The sequence below is a fragment of the Roseateles sp. GW821-FHT09H11 genome, assembly GCF_059415845.1.
The window spans coordinates 693451-709624 of the sequence record NZ_JBWKOA010000002.1 but is presented as its reverse complement, the minus strand read 5'-3'; the positions used below and the strand labels follow the sequence as shown (position 1 = coordinate 709624).

Below are 16174 nucleotides of genomic sequence, written 5' to 3'. Positions count from 1 at the left end.
GGAAGGCCCGGGTACGCCCCTTGCTGAAGGGAGATCGATCCGAGCCGCTTCTGCTGGGTAGACCGTGGGGTCACTGGTGTCCGCCCCTCGCCTCCTTCCATCGTGCGCAGTTCCGGCCGGCGATGGCTGCCCGCCTGCCGCCCGTTCCCTGGAGCCTCGCCATGATCGACACCGCCGCGACGACCCCGTCGTTCCCCTTGCCACGCGCGTCCGACGACCGCCCCTCCCCACCGGCCTCCGCGGCTGAAACCGCCGACACGCCGTCGCTGGCCGGCCAGGTCGCCCTGATCACCGGCGGCAGCCGGGGCCTTGGCGCGGCGATCGCGCAGGTGCTCGGCGAATCGGGCATGCGCGTCGTGCTGGCCGATCTCGACGTGGAGCGCGCCCGCAACCGCGCCGCGGTCCTCGCGGAACTCGACATCCAGGCCGTGCCCCTGGCGCTGGACGTGTCCGACCCGCGGCAGTGCGAGCAGGCGGTCGCGGACACGGTGCGGGACCTGGGCCGGCTCGACGTGCTGATCAACAACGCCGCGATCGACGTCACCGCGCCCTTGTCCGAACTCAGCGTCGAGGACTGGCAGCGCGTGCTCGCCACCAACCTGTCCGGGCCGCTGCTGATGGCCAAGTTCGCCTCCGCGCGGATGTTCGGACAGCCGCGCGGCGGTCACATCGTCAACATCGCCTCGACGGCGTCCAAGCGCGCCTGGCCCAATGCCAGCGCCTATCACGCGACCAAGTGGGGCCTGCTGGGCCTGTCGCACGCGCTGCATGCGGAGCTGCGGGACCGGAACGTGCGCGTCTCGGCGATCGTCGCCGGCGGCATGAAGACGCCCTTCCTGCTCGACCGATTCCCCGGGATCGACGTGGCCACGCTGCAGGACCCGATCAACGTCGCGCGCGCGGTGCGCTGGGTGCTGACGCAGCCCGCCGGCACCGTCATCCCCGAAGTGACGGTGCTGCCGATGCGCGAAAGCTCCTGGCCATGAGCCTGCCCCTCGATCCGCTCGGCATGCTGCCGGTCCAGGACCTGGACCTAGCCGCGCCGGCCGCGGAGCGCGCCCGCGGTGCGCCGCTGCGGCCCTGCCTGTTCATCGACAAGGACGGCACGCTCATCGAGAACGTGCCCTACAACGTCGATCCCCGGCAATTGCGTTTCATGCCCGGCGTGGGCGCGGCGCTGGCGCGGCTGCAGGCGGCCGGACTGGCGCTGGTGATCGTCACCAACCAGAGCGGCATCGCGCGCGGCCATTTCTCGCGCGCGCAATTTGCGCAATTGCAGGAGGTGCTGCTGCAACGCCTGCGTGACGAGGCCGGCGTCGCCATCGACGATCTCATGCTCTGCCCCCACGAACCCGATGCCCAGGGCCGTCCCGCCTGCCTGTGCCGCAAGCCCGCGCCGGGCATGCTGATCGGCGCGGCGCGCCGGCTGAACCTGGACCTGACGCGCTCGTGGATGGTGGGCGACACGCTCGACGACGTCGAGGCCGGCCACCGGGCCGGCGCGGGCGGCCTGCTGTTCGACAGCGGCGGGGAAACCGTCTGGCGCCGCTCGCCGCTGCGCGAGCCGGACGCCGTCTTCACCGACTGGGACGCGCTGGCGGCACACCTGCTGGCGCGGCTCGGCGATTCATGGCAAGGGAGCTCCTCATGCTCGACAAGTGGAACAGCGCGCTGAAGGTCCTGCCGCCCGAGCGGCTGCGGGAAACGGTCTCGCGGGTCGCGCGCCCGCTGGTGTTCACCAACGGGGTGTTCGACATCCTCCACGCCGGCCACGTCGCCTACCTGGAAGCCGCCAGCGCGCAGGGCAGCAGCCTGGTCGTCGCGCTCAACAGCGACCGCTCGGCGCGCGGCCTCGGCAAATCGGACCATGCCGGCGATCGGCCCTTCCACACGCTGGCCGACCGGGCGCGCGTCGTGGCGGCGCTGGCCTGCGTGTCCTGGGTGACCTGGTTCGACGAAGCGACGCCGGCCCTGCTGCTGCAGGCGCTGCGGCCGGAGGTCTACGTCAAGGGCGGCGACTACCGCATCGAGGACCTGCCGGAAACCCCGCTGGTGCGCAGCTGGGGCGGCCGCGTGACGATCGGCCCGCTGCTGCCGGGGCATTCGAGCACCGGCCTGATCGAGCATCTGCAGGCGACGGCGCGATGATCCCCGAGCTGGCGCGGCCCGAGGTCCTGATCGTCGGCGATTGCATGCTGGACGTGTACCTCGAAGGTGCCGTGGAGCGCATCTCCCCCGAGGCGCCGGTGCCCGTGCTGCGGCTGCATCGCCAGACGCAGCGGGCCGGCGGCGCGGCCAACGTCGCGCTCAACCTGGCGCAGCTGCGCTGCCCGTGCACACTCACCGGCCTGGTCGGCGCGGACAACGCGGGCGCCTGCCTGATCGCGCTGCTGGACCAGCCGGGCATCACGCAGCACTTCGTGCGCAGTCCCGGCGTCGACACGACCCAGAAGATGCGCATGGTCAGTCGGCGCCAGCAGCTGCTGCGCATGGACGTCGAGTCCGCGCCGCCCGCCGACGCCGTCGACGAACTGACCCGGCTGGCCGGCACGCTGGCCGAACGCCACCGCTGGATCGTGCTGTCCGATTACGCCAAGGGCGCGCTGCGCGACGCGGGCGTGCTGATCGAGCGCTGCCGCGGGACATCGCGCCAGGTGCTCGTCGATCCCAAGCGCCGGGACCTGGCGGCCTACGCCGGGGCCTGGCTGATCAAGCCCAACCTGGCCGAACTGCACGAGGTGCTCGGCGACTGGCCGGACGAGGCCCAGCTCGGCGACCGCGTCGCCTCGCTGCTGGCGCGGCTCGACATCGAGCACCTGCTGCTGACGCGCGGCGACGACGGCATGAGCCTGTACTCGCGCGGCCGCGGCGGCCTGCACATCGCGGCCCAGACCCGCGAGGTCTACGACGTCAGCGGCGCCGGCGACACCGTGCTGGCCGCGCTGACCTGCTTCCTCGCCCGCGGCGAGACGCTGGAGGACGCCGTGCGCGCCGCCAACCAGGCGGCGGGTCTCGTCGTCGGCAAGTTCGGGACGGCCTCGGTCACCTTGGACGAACTCGGAGTGCCTGCATGAAAGCCCTGTCCTTCCCCGCGCCGTTCCCGGCGCCCTACTCGACCACGCCGGTGCTGCCGGCCGCGCCGGGCCGGCGCGCGTCGCCGCGGCCACCGCCCGGTCCGTCGCCGGCGACGGCCCTCTTCGAAGAAGGCCTGCGGGACCACCGCGCGCTGTTCGACCGCCTCGACGCGATGTGGCCGGCCATCGCCGACGCGGCGATCCTGATGACCGAGACCTTGCGCGCCGGACGCAAGCTGCTGCTCATGGGCAACGGCGGATCGGCCGCCGACTGCCAGCATCTGGCCGCGGAGTTCGTCGGCCGCTTCCACGCGGAACGCGCGCCGCTGGCCGCGCTGGCCTTGACGACCGACAGCTCCGCGCTGACCGCGATCGGCAACGATTACGGCTTCGCCGAGGTGTTCGCGCGGCAGATCGCGGGCCTCGGCGTCGCGGGCGACTGCGTCATCGCGATCTCCACCTCGGGCAACTCCGCGAACGTGCTGCGAGGACTGACGCAGGCCAGGCAGCTCGGCATGAGCACCATCGGCCTGAGCGGACGCGACGGCGGCGCGATGAACGCGCTGTGCGACCTCTGCCTGGTCGTGCCGCACGGCGACACCGCCCGCATCCAGGAGGCGCACATCTTCATCGGGCACAGCTGGTGTGCGCTGGTGGAGCAGGCGCTCGCCACGCCGTCGTGAGCGGCCCGCCGGAGGACATCGCGTCGCCGTTCCGGTCGTTCTGGATGGGCGGCTACGAGGGCGCCGATCACGTCAACGCACGCGGCGACGCGCTCGACATGGTGCGCGTCACCGGCCACGACCGCCAGCTGCGCGGCGACTACGCCGCGGCCCGCGGCCTCGGCCTGCGCTGCGTGCGCGAGAGCGTCGGCTGGCGCCTGAGCGAACGCGAGCCCGGCCGCTGGGACTTCTCACGCGCCTGCGAGATGGCGCGCACCGCGCGGCGCGAAGGCCTGCAGGTGCTGTGGACGCTGATGCACTACGGGGTCCCGCCCGACCTCTCGCTGCGCGACGACCGCCTGATCCCGCGCTTCGCGCGATTCGCGGCCGAGGCGGCGCGCGCGCTGAGGCCGCTGTGCCCCGCGCCGCGCATCTACACACCGGTCAACGAGATCAGCTTCCTCGCCTGGGCGGCGTCGGCGACCAACGGCATGGGACCGGCCGGCGTGCTGGACGACGCCGGCCAGGAGGACACGGGCGTGAGCGGCTTCGAGATGAAGCGCCGGCTCGCGCAAGCCGCGCTCGCCGGCATGGCCGCCATCCGAGAGGTCGACCCCGGGGCGCGCTTCCTCCACATCGAGCCGGTCGTGCACGTCGTGCCGGCGGAGGACACGGACGAGCTGCGCGCGCTTGCCGATCGCATCGCGTCCTACCAATGGCAGTCGCTGGACATGCTCTCGGGCCGCCTCTCGCCGGAGATCGGCGGACATCCCGACGCGCTCGATCTCATCGGCCTCAACCACTACCACAGCAGCCAATGGGAAGTGCCGACCGAGCGGCGGCTCGCCTGGCATCTGCAGGATCCGCGGCGCATGCCGCTGTCGGAGATGCTGCGGCTCGTGTTCGAGCGCTACGGCAGGCCGATGGTCGTCGCCGAGACCGGCCACTTCGGACGTGGCCGCGCGGACTGGCTCGAGGACATCGCGGCGGAGGCCCGACGCGCTTCGGCACTCGGCCTGCCGCTGCTGGGCGTGTGCTTCTATCCGCTGCTCGACCGGCCCGACTGGAACGAGCCGGAACGCTGGCACCGCAGCGGGGTGTGGCATGCGACGCGCGACGCGCGCGGCGAGGTCCACGGCCGGCGCGTGGTGCATCGTTACGCGCGCGCGTTGGCGGCGCTGAGCCGTCGATGAGCGCGTCGTTCGTTCCGGGTCCGGTGTCGCTGATTCCAACCGACCCTGGCACGCCGCCTGCCCTGATGGCCCGTCTTCATCATCGCGAGGATCCATGCATCCATTCGATCTCGACTACATCGGCCAGCTCGCCGCCCGGGCGGTGACGCCCAAGGGCCGGCAGGCCGCCGTGGCCTCCCGACGCGCGGCGGCGCGCATCGCCGCCCTGCGGGTCTCCGCCGACCCCTATCAGCGCGTGCTGGGCGCGGGGAGCATCGACGGACTCGGCCAACCAGCCGACCCGGCGAAGACGGGTCGCATCCTCAAGGCCGCCAACCTGTAGTGCGGCGTCGCGCTCGCACGCGGGTGGCGGCCGGTGCATCGCTCGATTCACGCCGAGGAGGGGCGGCGTGAGATCTCCGTGACGCGGCCGGCCGCCGGACTCAGTCCTGTTCGTCGCGCTGATGCCGGCGCCAAAGCCAATAGGCCACCCCTGCCACGGCCGCGACCGCCACCACTTTCCGGGCGGCGCCGGCGGGGTTGTGCCTGAGCTCCGCGCGCCCGCCCATCTCGTTGTAGATGCGCGGCACATGGCCCGAGGCGACATCGCTGAACAGGCCCTCGACCACGTCGACGCGATCCGCCAGCAGCAGGATCAGCCAACGTCGCAGGTCGTTTTCGCTGTATCGGAATCCGGTCCGTCGCAGCATGCCGCTGAGCCCGCGCGGCGGCGCGCTGGTGCCGTACACCGGCGTCAGTCCGGAGCGTTCGGTCGAGTGCAGCACCTCGACGTCGGACTGCTGCTGCGACGGCATGTCCCAGTCGATGCCGTCGAGCCGCGGCGGCGTGCGCTCCATCGGCACCGCCGGGCGATCCTTCCGGTTGCGGTCCACGCCCCAGCCAGGGATGTGTGAATACTGGCTGGCGTCGATGGGTGGCCGGTGCACGTGGCCGGCAGCCATGGCCTGCTCGCGCGCGTCGCGGGCGCCGGCGTCCGGCGCGTAGGACTCGTCGTTCTTCATGCGGCTCTCCCGATGGGCCAGCCCAGCTCGTCGGCGCCCGGCGGAATCAGTACCGTCTTGATGCAGCCGTCGAGCTTGCTGGAGAACAGGTGATAGGCGTCCGCCACTTCCTCGAGCGGCAGGCGGTGGGTGATGATGTCCCGCGGCCGGATATGCCCCGCGCGGATGTGTTCGATCAGGCGCGGCAGATGGCGCTTCACGCTGGCCTGGTTCATCCGCAGCGTCAGCCCCTTGTTCACCGCATTGCCCATCGGGAAGGCGTTGAAGGTCGGGCCGTAGACGCCGACGATGGACACCCGGCCGCCCTTGCGCACGGCATTCACCGCCCAGTGCAGCACGGTGGCGGCGCCACCCTGGAGCTTCATGCGCACGCCGGTCAGGCTCTGCAGGAAGTTGCCCGCCGCTTCGGCGCCGACGCAGTCGATGCACACGTCCGCGCCCAGCCCATCGGTCATTCGCTTGATGTGTTCGGCCATGTCCCGCACCTCGCGGAAGTTGATGACCTCGCACTGCGCGAAGCGCTGCGCGAAGTCGAGCCGGTACTCGACGTGGTCCACCACGATCACGCGGCCCGCGCCCATCAGCCAGGCGCTCTTCGCCGCGAACAGGCCGATGGGACCGGCGCCGAAGACGACGACGGTGTCGCCCTCACGGATGTCGCCCATCTCCGCCGCCTGATAGCCGGTCGGGAAGGCGTCCGTCAGCAGCACGGCATCCTCGGCGTGCAGGTCATCGGGGATCTTGGTCGGCCCGACATCCGCCATCGGCACGCGCACGAACTCCGCCTGCCCGCCGTCGTAGCCGCCTGTCGTGTGCGAGTAGCCGTAGATGCCGCCCACCGCGGTCGCCTCCGGGTTCGTGGCGTGGCAGTTCCCGTAGAGCTCGCGCTGGCAGAAGAAGCAGGTGCCGCAGAAGATGTTGAAGGGGACCAGCACGCGATCACCGACGCGGAGCTGCTTCACGCCGGGACCGACATCGACGACCTGCCCGATGAACTCGTGGCCGAAGGTCGATCCGACGCGGGTGTCAGGCACGAGGCCGTGATAGAGATGCAGGTCGGAGCCGCAGATGCAGCTGCGCACCACGCGAACGATCGCATCCTGCGGATGCTCGATCGCCGGTGTCGGCTTGTGCACGGTCCGGATGCGGTACGGGCCGCGGTATTCCATGGCAAGCATTGATGTTCTCCAGAAAGGGAATGCGATTGATCGGAGACTGTCTTCAAGCCACCGTCCGCGTGCGTGCACCCAGCACGACGCGGAAGTGCTCGATCGTGCGGCGCAGCCCGTCCTCCAGGCTGACCTCCGGCTGCCACCCCAGCGCGGTCCGCGCAAGGTCGATGTCCGGGCAGCGGCGCCGCGGATCGTCCTCGGGCAGCGGCATGAACACGAGCGGCGATCGGCTGCCGGTCAGGCGCAGGACCATCTCGGCCAGGGCCAGCATCGTGTGCTCGCCGGGATTGCCGACGTTGATCGGGCCGATGTGCGGGCCGTCCATCATGCGGATCAGCGCGCGCACGGTGTCGTCGACGAAGCAGAAGCTGCGCGTCTGCCCGCCGTCGCCGTAGACCGTCAGCGCCTCGCCCTGCAGGGCCTGCACGATGAAGTTGCTGACCACGCGGCCGTCGCCCGGCCGCAGCCGCGGGCCGTAGGTGTTGAAGATTCGGGCCAGGCGCACGTCGACGCCCTGCTCGCGGTGGTAGGCCATCAGCATCGCCTCCGCGCAGCGCTTGCCCTCGTCGTAGCAGGAGCGCGCGCCGTTCGGATTGACGTTGCCCCAGTAGTCCTCGCGCTGAGGATGGCGTTCGGCGTCGCCGTAGACCTCGCTGGTCGAGGTCTGCAGCAGTCGCGCGCCGCTGGCCTGCGCCATCGTCGCCAGCCGCCACACGCCGAGCACGCTGCTGAGCACCGTGTCCACCGGCGCCGTCTGGTAATACGCCGGGCTCGCCGGACAGGCCAGGTTGAAGATCCGGTCCGCGCCGGCCATCTCCGGCGTCACTTCCTGGCAGATGTCGCGGCGCTGGAAGGTGAAGCCGCGGTGTCCGAGCAGGTGCTCCAGATGGTCGGCGTCGCCGGTGCTGAGGTTGTCCACGCCCATCACGCGGTCGCCGCGCCGCAGCAGCGCCTCGCACAGGTGGCTGCCGACGAAGCCGGCGGCGCCGGTGACGAGCACGGTGTGAGCGGAGCGGCGGGACTCGGCCGGCAACGTGTCGGCACTCTCGGATGTGGATGCGGATGCGCCCTGCGCGGAGTCGTTCATGTGCTCACCTCGTGCAAGGTCTGCATCCAGTCCGCGACGAAGCGGTCGATGTTGAAGCGCTCGCGGGCCAGCGCGCGGCCGCGTTGCCCCCATTCCCGCGCCAGTCCGGGATCGCGCAGCAGGCGCCGCATGGCGTCCTCGAGCACGTCCGGCCGGTTGTCGAGGAAGCCGCTCTCGCCGCTGCGGATCACCGTGCTCAGCTCGGTGGTCGCCAGGCCGATCACCGGCTGCCCGACCAGCATCGCCTCGATCAGCGAGGCCCAGGCTGGTGTAGCGCGCCGGATGGAAGAAGAAGCGATGCGAGGCCATCCACGCCGGCAGCGCCAGCGGCGACGCCTCGCCCTGCCCGCCCGGCATCTCCTCGCTGCCCATGCCCACCAGCGCCAGCGGCAGGCGCCCGCCCAGTTCGCGATACAGGTCGGCGCCGAGGCGTCGGCCGCGTCGGGCCAGATGGTTCACGACCACCAATCCCTTTTCGACCTCGCCCATCCAGGTCTGCCGGGTCAGCGGCTGCACGCCGTGTTCGATCACGCGCGACGGCGTGTCGCCCGCGTCCCACATCAGCGCATTGAAGTGGGTGCAATGCACGAGCAGCGCGCCCCGGTCCTGCACCCAGTGCCGGGTGTCGGTCGGATGCCGCTGCGGCGGATCGTGCTCGAGGTAGATGCGTGGCAGCCGCTGCTGCGCCGCGTCGAGCCAGCGCTCGCGGTCCTCGTCCCATCCCGCGCGGTGCTGGTAGAGCACGACGTCGAAGGGCATGCGGGCGATCTCGGCGATCGGCGCCTCGTGGACGTTGTCGCCCCACGGCAGCGCGCCCACGCGGCCGGCACGCCCCGGCGCTTGGCCCGGCGCTTGGCCCGGCGCTTGACCCGCCGTTTGGCCCGGCGTGCGCCCCGCATCGGTCACCAGGTAGAAGTCATGCGGAACCTGCGTGAGGTTGAAGAGGTAGTTGCCGTGGACATGCCACGTCAGGATGCGCAAGCGTCGGGGCATGGTGGCCCTCCTTGATCGTTGGTCCGGTGGCGAGGCGCGGCTGCCGCAGCAGGTCCTCGATCGCGACGAGCACCTCGGCCACGGTCAGTGCCTCGGCGCAGGGATGGCCGTAGGGACAGTCGGACAACGCGCAGGGCCGGCATGGCGCCGGCTTGGACAGCACGCGGTGCAGCACGTGATCGACGGGCGCCCAGCGCTCGGCATCGCCGCCGCAGGAAGTCACGACGCTGGGCACGCGCAGCGCCGCCGCGACGTGCGACACGCCGGTGTCGTTGCAGACCAGCAGCCGCGCGCCGCGCAGCAGCGCGCCGAAGGCCCACAGCGAGGTCTGGCCGGCGAGGTTGACGCAGGGCACGTGGAACGCCGCGAGCCGTGATGCGAGCGTCGCCACCAGCGGACCTTCGTCGGCGGTGCCGGTCAGCACGACCGTGTGGCCGGCTTCATGCAAGGCCCAGCCGACGGCGGCGAAGCGCGCGACCGGCCAGCGCCGCGACGGGAGCTGCGCGCCGGCGTGGAGGCAGACATACGAGGCCACCTCGTCCCGACCGGGCCAGGCCTGACGCAGGTGCTGCTCGTCGTCGTCGCGCAGCGGGAAGGACAGGTGCTCGCTCGTCGGCGGAAGGCCGAGATGGCGGCACAGCGACAGCAGCCGCTGTGTCTCGTGACCGACCTCGGGCCAGGGGAAGAAGCGCGCGGCATCCCGCGCCGGTACCCAGGCCTGAGGGCCGTGGAAGCCGGCGTTGCAACGCGCGCCGAGCAGCGCGAGGAAGGGATTGGTCCGCTCGCCGCTGCCGTGCAGCTGGATCGCGAGATCCCAGTTGCCGCCCTGCATCGTCGCGAGGAAGGCCGGCAGCTCGCGCAGGTCCGGCGGGTGCTCGGGCAGGCCCGGCCAGCCGGGGAACGGGATCCACTCGTCGATGCAGTCCAGGCGCGAGACGTACTCGCGCGCCGCGGGCAGGCCCATCAAGGCGATATGCGCATGCGGCCACGCCTCGCGCAGCGTGCGCAACGCGGGGACCGCACAGATCAGATCGCCCAAGACCAGCGCGCGCAGCACGAGGACGCGCAGGATGGGCGCTTCGATGACCGGTTCAATGACCGCGTCGACGGCCACGACGGCCGCGTCAGTCGACACTTCCATCGACCGTTCGATCGGGGACGTGATGGCGGCGGTCATCACAGGAACGGCGTCCGGAAATGCCAGGCGCCGCGCAGGCGCCAGTACACCGACAGGAACGGGATGGCAGCCGACGTGCACAGCATCTCCACCACGTGCGCGGGCGAACGCGACGTGTGCAGCAGGCGCCGCGCGGCGATGCGCAGCATCAGCAGCAGCGCGACGGTCATGGGCAGCGCCGCCGCGCCGATCCGCCCCGACCCCGCCAGCACGGCCGCGGCCAGCGTCAGCGCCACGATCGCGTAGTAGTCCCACGGCGGCACGCGGCGGATGCGGCGGCGGTACAGCGCGGGATGCTTGCGATACAGCAGCGCGTCGAAGAAGACGTTGCGCTGCTGGCGCAGCGACACGCCCCATCGTTCCGGCCGGACCGGATGCCACACCAGCGCGCGCGTCGCGTGCCCCACCGGCCCCAGGCGTTCGAGGCGGAACTGCAGGTCCGAGTCCTCGCGCCACGGGCGCCGGAAGCGTTCGTCGAAGCCGTCGATCGCCACCAGCGCGGCGCGCCGGACGAAGGCGTTGGCGGTGACGAACTCGGCAGTCTCCAGGCCGCGGGTCATCAGCTCATGGTCGGTCGGCGCGCGATGCACGCCGCGCCGGCGGCGCGAGGTCGGCGGCACTCGGACGCGGCCCGACGCGGCGACCCAGTCGGGATGCCGCGCCATCGCGGTGAGACCCAGCCGCAGCCAGCCGGTCTCGGGCCGCGTGTCGTCGTCGGTGAAGGCGACGATGGGCGCGGCGGCGGCGCGCCAGCCGGTGTTGCGCGCCACGGCCGGCCCCTTCCCGCGGACGGGACACAGGTAGCGGATGAGCGGCGCGCCTTCGAGCGCGGCGATCGCCTGCACCCGGTCGCGGCAACGGCTGTCGTGCCCGTCGTCGACGACGATGATCTCGAAGCGCTCGCGCGCCAGGGTCTGCGCCAGCAAGGCCAGCAGGCAGCGCTCCAGCAACTGGGGCCGCCCATAGGTCGGGATCACGACGGAGACGTCCAGCCCGCGCCCGCTCATGCCACGGCTCCCATCGCCGGCAGCAGCAGCGCACCGGCCGCCTCGGCGATCTGGCCGGACGCGATGCCACGCAGGCAGGCGTGGTGCAGTTCCGGGCAGACGCTCTGCTGGCAGTTGCGACAGGGCACGTCGTGGCTCAGCACCCGCGAGGCCACCTGCCACGGCGTATGCTGCGGATTCGTCAGCGCGTACAGGTCCACCACCGGTGTTCCCAACGCCGCGGCGAGGTGCACCGGGCCGCTGTTGTTCGCCACCAGCAAGCGCGCGTCCGCGATCAGCGCGGCCAGTTCGCCGATGCAGGCGGACGTCGCCACCACGATGGCGGGACCGCGCATCGCGCGCCGCATCTCGGCGAGCAGTGCCACCTCGCCGGGTCCCGCGCACAGGACGGCCACGGTGCGGCCGGTGCGGTCCTCGCGGACGATCCGGTCCGCGGCCTCGCCCAGCCGGTCCGCCGGATAGCGGCGCGACGGGGCGCTCGCACCCGGATGGAACAGCACATAGGGCCGCCCGTCCGCGAGGCCTGCCCCGCGCAAGGTCGCGCGGACCGCCATGCGATCGCGCGCGACCAGCGCGAAGCGCAGGCGCTCGTCCTGCGTGCGGCAGCCCACGCGCGCCACCAGGTCCAGCTGGCGTCGCACCTCATGGCGCATGCCTGGTCCGATGCGGTCCGGATCGGCCACCTCGTCGCTGAGCAGGCCATAGGCGCGCTCGCGCGCATGTCCGAGCACGAGCGGGATGCCGGCCAGCCGGCACAGCGTCGCCGCCGGGAACACGCTCTGCGTGCACACCGTGAAGATGATCGCGGCGTCCGGGCGCTCCCGGTCGCCGCCGTCGGCGCCGGAGAGGCGCCGCACCAGTTGCCGCTCGGTCCAGCCGCGCGGGGTCTCGCCGCGGTCCGCCGCCGCCGCGCCGGCCTTGGTCCATGGCGCGTCGAAGCCGATGACCTCGTCGACCATCGGCAGATGCGGCGCCAGCGCCACCGTCGACGGCGCGGCCAGCAGGGTCAGGTGAGCGCCGGGCAGCGACTCCCGCACCGCGGCGATGGCGGGCGTCGTCATCAGCACGTCGCCCAGGTTGTCCAGCCGGATCAGCAGCACGCGGCGCGCCGCGCGCCAGCGATGGGCGCGGCGCTCGTCAGTCCTTTCGGCCTCGAGCGTCATCCCTTCGCCTCCACGACGGACGACCCGGCGCCGACCGGGACACGTGCCGCCGCGAGGCGGTGGACGCCCTGCGCCTGCCGCGGCGCGCGCCGCGCGGCCAGCCCGCCGTAGACCGCGGCGAGCTTCGCGGCGACGCTGTCCCAGGTGAACTCCCGCTGCGCCCGCTGCAGCCCGGCGCGGCCCATCAGGCGGCCGAGCTCCGGCTGGCGGCGCAGGTCGTCCAGGCGCAGCGCGAGGATCGCCGGATCCTGCGCCGGCACCAGGAAGCCGGTCAGCCCGTCGACGACGCTGTGCTGGATGCCGCCCACCGCCGCGCCGATCACCGGCGTCGCGCAGGCCATGCTCTCCAGCGGCGTGATGCCGAAGGGCTCGTACCACGGCGTCGTCACGAAGACGTCGGCGGCGCGGTAGTAGTCGCGCAACTGGTCGCGGTCGCGGCGCCCGACAAAGGTCACGCGCGCTGCCACGCCGCAGTCCTGCGCGACGCGGCGCAGCCGGCCGATCTCGGGCGTGCGGGCCTCGTCCGGCAACGTCGACTCGCCGCCGACGATCAGCAGCCGCCACGGCACCCCCGACGGCAGGCGCGCGACGGCGCGGATCACGTTGTCGACGCCCTTGCGCGGCACCAGCCGGCCGAGCTGCAGCACGATGAACTCGTCCCCCGCCAGGTGCAGCTTGCGTCGCGCCTCGGCGCGGTCCCCGGGGCCGAACTCGTCCAGGTCGACGCCGCAAGGCACCTGCGCGATCCGATCGGGCGGCGCGCCGCAATGGCGGATCAGATCGTCGGCATCCTGCGGGCACTCCGCGATGACGCAATCGGCCTCTTCGGCGATGCGGCGCTCGATCGCGATGCGCTCCTGCGGGAAGCGGTCCGACTCCTTCTGATGCAGGCGCCGCACGGCGCCCAGCGCGTGGAAGGTCTGCACCAGCGGCACGCCGAGCATGCGACGCAGCCGCAGGCCCACGAGTCCCGACATGAAGAAGTTGGCGTGCATCACGTCATGGCGCACGCTGCCGCGCATCAGCCGCAGCGCGGCGGCGCCGAAGGCGCGCATGTGCGGCAGCAGCTGCTCCTTGGGCACGAAGGCGGCCGGGCCGGCATCGATGTGGAACACGCGCACGCCGGGCCGCATGTCGACGGCGGTCGGCAGCGCGCGCTGGTCGCGCCGCGTCAGGACGTCGACGTGATGCCCGCGCCGCGCCAATGCCGCGGCGACATGCGCCACGTAGACGTTCTGGCCGCCGGCGTCCACCCCGCCCTGCTGGGCCAGCGGGGAGGCGTGTTCGCTGATCAGCGCGACTCTCAAAGGTGCTTCCATGATGGACGGCTCCAGGGGTGGGGATTCGAAGAAGGTTCAGCGCTTGCGCGCCGGTGCCGTGACGCGCGTGGCGCGGGCGACTTCCAGCGCGCTGCCCGGTCGCGTGATGTGCCGCATGCGATCGCCGAGCGCGTCGAGGTGCCGGTCGAGCCGGTGGTGGCGGACCATGCGGGCCCGCGCCTGTTCGCCCATGCGCTGGCGCAACTCGGGCTGCGTCAGCATCTGGTGGATGCGGCCGGCCAGGTCCTCGGCGTCGCGCGGCGCGACCAGCCAACCGGTGCCGCCGTGCTCGACGATCTCGGGCACGCCGCCGACGCGGGTCGCCACGACCGGCAGCCCGCTGGCCATGCCCTCCATCAGCGCCAGCGGCATCGCCTCGGAATGGGAGCTCGACACCAGCAGGTCGAGGTCGTGATAGATGGGCCGCACATCGTCGACGCCGCCGACGATGTGCACATGCGAGGCCAGGCCCTGCCGCTCGATGGCCTCGCGCAGCCCGGACTTCATCGGCCCCTCGCCGACGAGGGCGAAGTGCGCGTCGGGCAGCGTCTGCCGCAGGATCGCCGCCGCGCGCACGAAGACGTCCGGCGCCTTCTCGGGCGACAGGCGGCCGACGAGCCCGGCGAGCATCACCTGCCCCTCCAGCCCGAGCGAGGCGCGCAAGCCCTGGGCCGGCCGCGCGCCGGGCCGGAAGGCGTCGACATCGACGCCGTTGGGTTCCAGGCTCAGGCGGCCGCGCTCCACGCCGAGACCGAGCGCGTGGTAGTAGCTCTGGCGGCAGACCACGCTGAGGAAGCTGCCGGTGGCGCGATGCACTTCGAGGTCGGACAGTCCCGCCTGTCGCGCGTGGATGGTCGCCATCACCGGCACGCCGCCGAGCCGGCCCGCGAGTCCCGCCAGCACATGCGCGTTGGGCAGGTGGGCATGCAGCAGGTCGACGCGCTCCGCGGTGATCAGGCTCGCCACCATCTGGATGGCGGACCACGGCGGATCGTCGGGCATCGCGACGATGACGACGGTCGCGCCGGCCTGGCGCAGCCGCTCCGCGAAGGCGCCCTCCGACGGGCACAGCGCGGTGAAGCGGAAACCGCCCTCGCGGCCCAGGTGGGCGACCAGGCGCTCCACGCAACGCTCCATGCCGCCGACGATGTCGTTGCCGACGACCTCCAGCACATGCAGCGGCGCCTGCGTGCTCGGCACCGGGTGCAGCGAGGCGTGGCCGTCCTCGATCAAGGCGGCGACGGCGTGGGGGGAAGCGATGTCCATGATGGGTCTTGGTGGGTGACGGGGGATCGGGCCTTGACGGTCAGCAGCACACGGGCCGCCAGCGCCGGGCGCCGGCGTCGAGGTGTTCGAGGCCCTCCGACGCGCGGGACACGAGGGAAGCGAAGGACGCGCGCGGCACGGCAGAGGCGACGGCGCCGATGGATGCGCCAGTCGGGACAGGGTCGACGGATGCGAACGACTGGGCGGGATCGACGCGGTGAGCACTGGGGACGGGATCCGCGGGACGTTCAGACTGGTCGAGTCCCAGCCACGCGGCCGCGGTGCCACGCCAGATCTGCTGGCGATCGCCCTCGCCCAGCGCCAGCTGGTCCATGAGGTCCGCGACCCACTGCCTGCGCTCGCGCAGCTCGGCGCCGGAACAGGGCAGGAAGCAGTCGCTGCCGAACTGCAGCGACCCCGCGCCGAGCACCGCCAGCATCCGCGACAGCACCTCGAGCCGGTACGGCGGCGGCGGGCCGAACGAGATGTCCAGCCGGAACTGCGCCTGCGCGTGCGGCACGCCGTGGATGCGGTCGATCAGCGCGACGGCCAGGGCCTCGTCGGTCCACGGCCAGCCCATGTGGGCCAGCGCGACCCGCGTGCGGGGATGGTCGCGCAACGCCTCGAAGTAGGTCGGCCGGCAGAAGCGGCCAGACCGCCCGTCGATGAAGATGCCGCTGTGGAACAGCAGCGGCAGCGCGAGCTCGTCGGCGACGGCAAAGACCGGCTGCACGCGCTCCTCATGCGGATACCAGCCGGTCGGCACCATCTTCGCGCCGCGCAGGCCGAGGTCCTCGATCGCATGCCGCAGGTCCGCCGGCGCGTCCGGATCGCGCGGATCGACCACGGCCAGGCCGATCAGCCGGTCCGGGTGATCGCGGACCAGGCGGGACAGGTGGGCATTGCCGCGTCGCAGCGAGGCGGCATCGTCGAGCGAATACCCATCGCCGAGGAACGGCGCCAGCAGTACGCCGACGTCGATACCCGCCTCGTCCAGCGTACGCAGCACGTCGTCCGCCGTCTCGCGGCCGGTGCAATGGAGATGGGCGTCGATGATCAT

Annotated in this window: 17 protein-coding genes; 7 read left to right on the top strand and 10 right to left on the bottom strand. The window is 72.3% G+C overall.

Going from position 1 to position 16174, the window contains the following annotated elements; genetic code table 11:
* Positions 1 to 161: 161 nt before the first annotated feature.
* The 7 genes from AC07PR_RS10325 to AC07PR_RS10295 all read left to right on the top strand — a co-directional run bounded on the left by AC07PR_RS10325 (position 162) and on the right by AC07PR_RS10295 (position 5251).
* On the top strand, positions 162 to 986 hold the full coding sequence (locus tag AC07PR_RS10325) for an SDR family oxidoreductase (protein ID WP_483106827.1): 825 nt from the start codon (positions 162 to 164) through the stop codon (positions 984 to 986).
* The gene (locus AC07PR_RS10320; protein ID WP_495135218.1) at positions 983 to 1675 is read left to right on the top strand and encodes a D-glycero-alpha-D-manno-heptose-1,7-bisphosphate 7-phosphatase; all 693 of its coding nucleotides are present in this window, start codon (positions 983 to 985) and stop codon (positions 1673 to 1675) included. Before AC07PR_RS10325 ends, AC07PR_RS10320 begins: the two co-directional genes overlap by 4 nt.
* Positions 1648 to 2148 (top strand): adenylyltransferase/cytidyltransferase family protein, encoded by a 501-nt coding sequence (locus AC07PR_RS10315; protein WP_377154315.1) that lies wholly within the window; start codon positions 1648 to 1650, stop codon positions 2146 to 2148. Before AC07PR_RS10320 ends, AC07PR_RS10315 begins: the two co-directional genes overlap by 28 nt.
* Positions 2145 to 3074: a bifunctional heptose 7-phosphate kinase/heptose 1-phosphate adenyltransferase gene (locus tag AC07PR_RS10310; RefSeq protein ID WP_495135217.1), complete on the top strand. Its 930-nt coding sequence runs from the start codon at positions 2145 to 2147 to the stop codon at positions 3072 to 3074. Before AC07PR_RS10315 ends, AC07PR_RS10310 begins: the two co-directional genes overlap by 4 nt.
* Positions 3071 to 3757: a D-sedoheptulose 7-phosphate isomerase gene (locus AC07PR_RS10305; RefSeq protein ID WP_495135216.1), complete on the top strand. Its 687-nt coding sequence runs from the start codon at positions 3071 to 3073 to the stop codon at positions 3755 to 3757. Before AC07PR_RS10310 ends, AC07PR_RS10305 begins: the two co-directional genes overlap by 4 nt.
* On the top strand, positions 3754 to 4929 hold the full coding sequence (locus AC07PR_RS10300) for a hypothetical protein (RefSeq protein ID WP_495135215.1): 1176 nt from the start codon (positions 3754 to 3756) through the stop codon (positions 4927 to 4929). Before AC07PR_RS10305 ends, AC07PR_RS10300 begins: the two co-directional genes overlap by 4 nt.
* 94 nt (positions 4930 to 5023) lie before the next feature.
* Entirely contained in the window at positions 5024 to 5251 is a 228-nt protein-coding gene (locus AC07PR_RS10295) for a hypothetical protein (RefSeq protein ID WP_495135214.1), read from the top strand.
* Positions 5252 to 5351: 100 nt separating this feature from the next.
* Here the strand turns inward: AC07PR_RS10295 and AC07PR_RS10290 are convergent, their stop codons facing one another.
* From AC07PR_RS10290 to AC07PR_RS10245, 10 genes are all read right to left on the bottom strand, one after another.
* The gene (locus AC07PR_RS10290; RefSeq protein WP_495135213.1) at positions 5352 to 5930 is read right to left on the bottom strand and encodes a hypothetical protein; all 579 of its coding nucleotides are present in this window, start codon (positions 5928 to 5930) and stop codon (positions 5352 to 5354) included.
* The gene (locus AC07PR_RS10285) at positions 5927 to 7108 is read right to left on the bottom strand and encodes a zinc-dependent alcohol dehydrogenase (RefSeq protein WP_495135212.1); all 1182 of its coding nucleotides are present in this window, start codon (positions 7106 to 7108) and stop codon (positions 5927 to 5929) included. Before AC07PR_RS10285 ends, AC07PR_RS10290 begins: the two co-directional genes overlap by 4 nt.
* Positions 7109 to 7151: 43 nt before the next feature.
* Positions 7152 to 8189, bottom strand: coding sequence for a UDP-glucuronic acid decarboxylase family protein (locus tag AC07PR_RS10280; protein ID WP_495135211.1), 1038 nt, complete (start codon positions 8187 to 8189; stop codon positions 7152 to 7154).
* On the bottom strand, positions 8186 to 8431 hold the full coding sequence (locus tag AC07PR_RS10275; protein WP_495135210.1) for a glycosyltransferase: 246 nt from the start codon (positions 8429 to 8431) through the stop codon (positions 8186 to 8188). Before AC07PR_RS10275 ends, AC07PR_RS10280 begins: the two co-directional genes overlap by 4 nt.
* A gap of 674 nt (positions 8432 to 9105) precedes the next feature.
* Positions 9106 to 10323, bottom strand: a complete 1218-nt coding sequence (locus AC07PR_RS10270; protein ID WP_495135209.1) for a glycosyltransferase family 9 protein — start codon at positions 10321 to 10323, stop codon at positions 9106 to 9108.
* A gap of 35 nt (positions 10324 to 10358) precedes the next feature.
* Positions 10359 to 11366, bottom strand: a complete 1008-nt coding sequence (locus tag AC07PR_RS10265; protein ID WP_495135208.1) for a glycosyltransferase family 2 protein — start codon at positions 11364 to 11366, stop codon at positions 10359 to 10361.
* A complete protein-coding gene (locus AC07PR_RS10260) occupies positions 11363 to 12529 on the bottom strand; it encodes a glycosyltransferase family 9 protein (protein ID WP_495135207.1) in 1167 nt (388 codons plus the stop codon). Before AC07PR_RS10260 ends, AC07PR_RS10265 begins: the two co-directional genes overlap by 4 nt.
* Positions 12526 to 13848: a glycosyltransferase family 4 protein gene (locus AC07PR_RS10255; RefSeq protein ID WP_483106840.1), complete on the bottom strand. Its 1323-nt coding sequence runs from the start codon at positions 13846 to 13848 to the stop codon at positions 12526 to 12528. Before AC07PR_RS10255 ends, AC07PR_RS10260 begins: the two co-directional genes overlap by 4 nt.
* A gap of 36 nt (positions 13849 to 13884) precedes the next feature.
* Positions 13885 to 15114: a glycosyltransferase gene (locus AC07PR_RS10250; RefSeq protein ID WP_495135206.1), complete on the bottom strand. Its 1230-nt coding sequence runs from the start codon at positions 15112 to 15114 to the stop codon at positions 13885 to 13887.
* 40 nt (positions 15115 to 15154) lie between these two features.
* The gene (locus AC07PR_RS10245; protein WP_495135205.1) at positions 15155 to 16174 is read right to left on the bottom strand and encodes an amidohydrolase family protein; all 1020 of its coding nucleotides are present in this window, start codon (positions 16172 to 16174) and stop codon (positions 15155 to 15157) included.

Coding starts and splice junctions, on each gene's coding strand:
- AC07PR_RS10325 (WP_483106827.1), top strand. CDS start 162: ATGATCGACACCGCCGCGACGACCCCGTCGTTCCCCTTGCCACGCGCG.
- AC07PR_RS10320 (WP_495135218.1), top strand. CDS start 983: ATGAGCCTGCCCCTCGATCCGCTCGGCATGCTGCCGGTCCAGGACCTG.
- AC07PR_RS10315 (WP_377154315.1), top strand. CDS start 1,648: ATGCTCGACAAGTGGAACAGCGCGCTGAAGGTCCTGCCGCCCGAGCGG.
- AC07PR_RS10310 (WP_495135217.1), top strand. CDS start 2,145: ATGATCCCCGAGCTGGCGCGGCCCGAGGTCCTGATCGTCGGCGATTGC.
- AC07PR_RS10305 (WP_495135216.1), top strand. CDS start 3,071: ATGAAAGCCCTGTCCTTCCCCGCGCCGTTCCCGGCGCCCTACTCGACC.
- AC07PR_RS10295 (WP_495135214.1), top strand. CDS start 5,024: ATGCATCCATTCGATCTCGACTACATCGGCCAGCTCGCCGCCCGGGCG.
- AC07PR_RS10290 (WP_495135213.1), bottom strand. CDS start 5,930: ATGAAGAACGACGAGTCCTACGCGCCGGACGCCGGCGCCCGCGACGCG.
- AC07PR_RS10285 (WP_495135212.1), bottom strand. CDS start 7,108: ATGCTTGCCATGGAATACCGCGGCCCGTACCGCATCCGGACCGTGCAC.
- AC07PR_RS10280 (WP_495135211.1), bottom strand. CDS start 8,189: ATGAACGACTCCGCGCAGGGCGCATCCGCATCCACATCCGAGAGTGCC.
- AC07PR_RS10275 (WP_495135210.1), bottom strand. CDS start 8,431: ATGCTGGTCGGGCAGCCGGTGATCGGCCTGGCGACCACCGAGCTGAGC.
- AC07PR_RS10270 (WP_495135209.1), bottom strand. CDS start 10,323: ATGGAAGTGTCGACTGACGCGGCCGTCGTGGCCGTCGACGCGGTCATT.
- AC07PR_RS10265 (WP_495135208.1), bottom strand. CDS start 11,366: ATGAGCGGGCGCGGGCTGGACGTCTCCGTCGTGATCCCGACCTATGGG.
- AC07PR_RS10260 (WP_495135207.1), bottom strand. CDS start 12,529: ATGACGCTCGAGGCCGAAAGGACTGACGAGCGCCGCGCCCATCGCTGG.
- AC07PR_RS10255 (WP_483106840.1), bottom strand. CDS start 13,848: ATGGAAGCACCTTTGAGAGTCGCGCTGATCAGCGAACACGCCTCCCCG.
- AC07PR_RS10250 (WP_495135206.1), bottom strand. CDS start 15,114: ATGGACATCGCTTCCCCCCACGCCGTCGCCGCCTTGATCGAGGACGGC.
- AC07PR_RS10245 (WP_495135205.1), bottom strand. CDS start 16,174: ATGATCATCGACGCCCATCTCCATTGCACCGGCCGCGAGACGGCGGAC.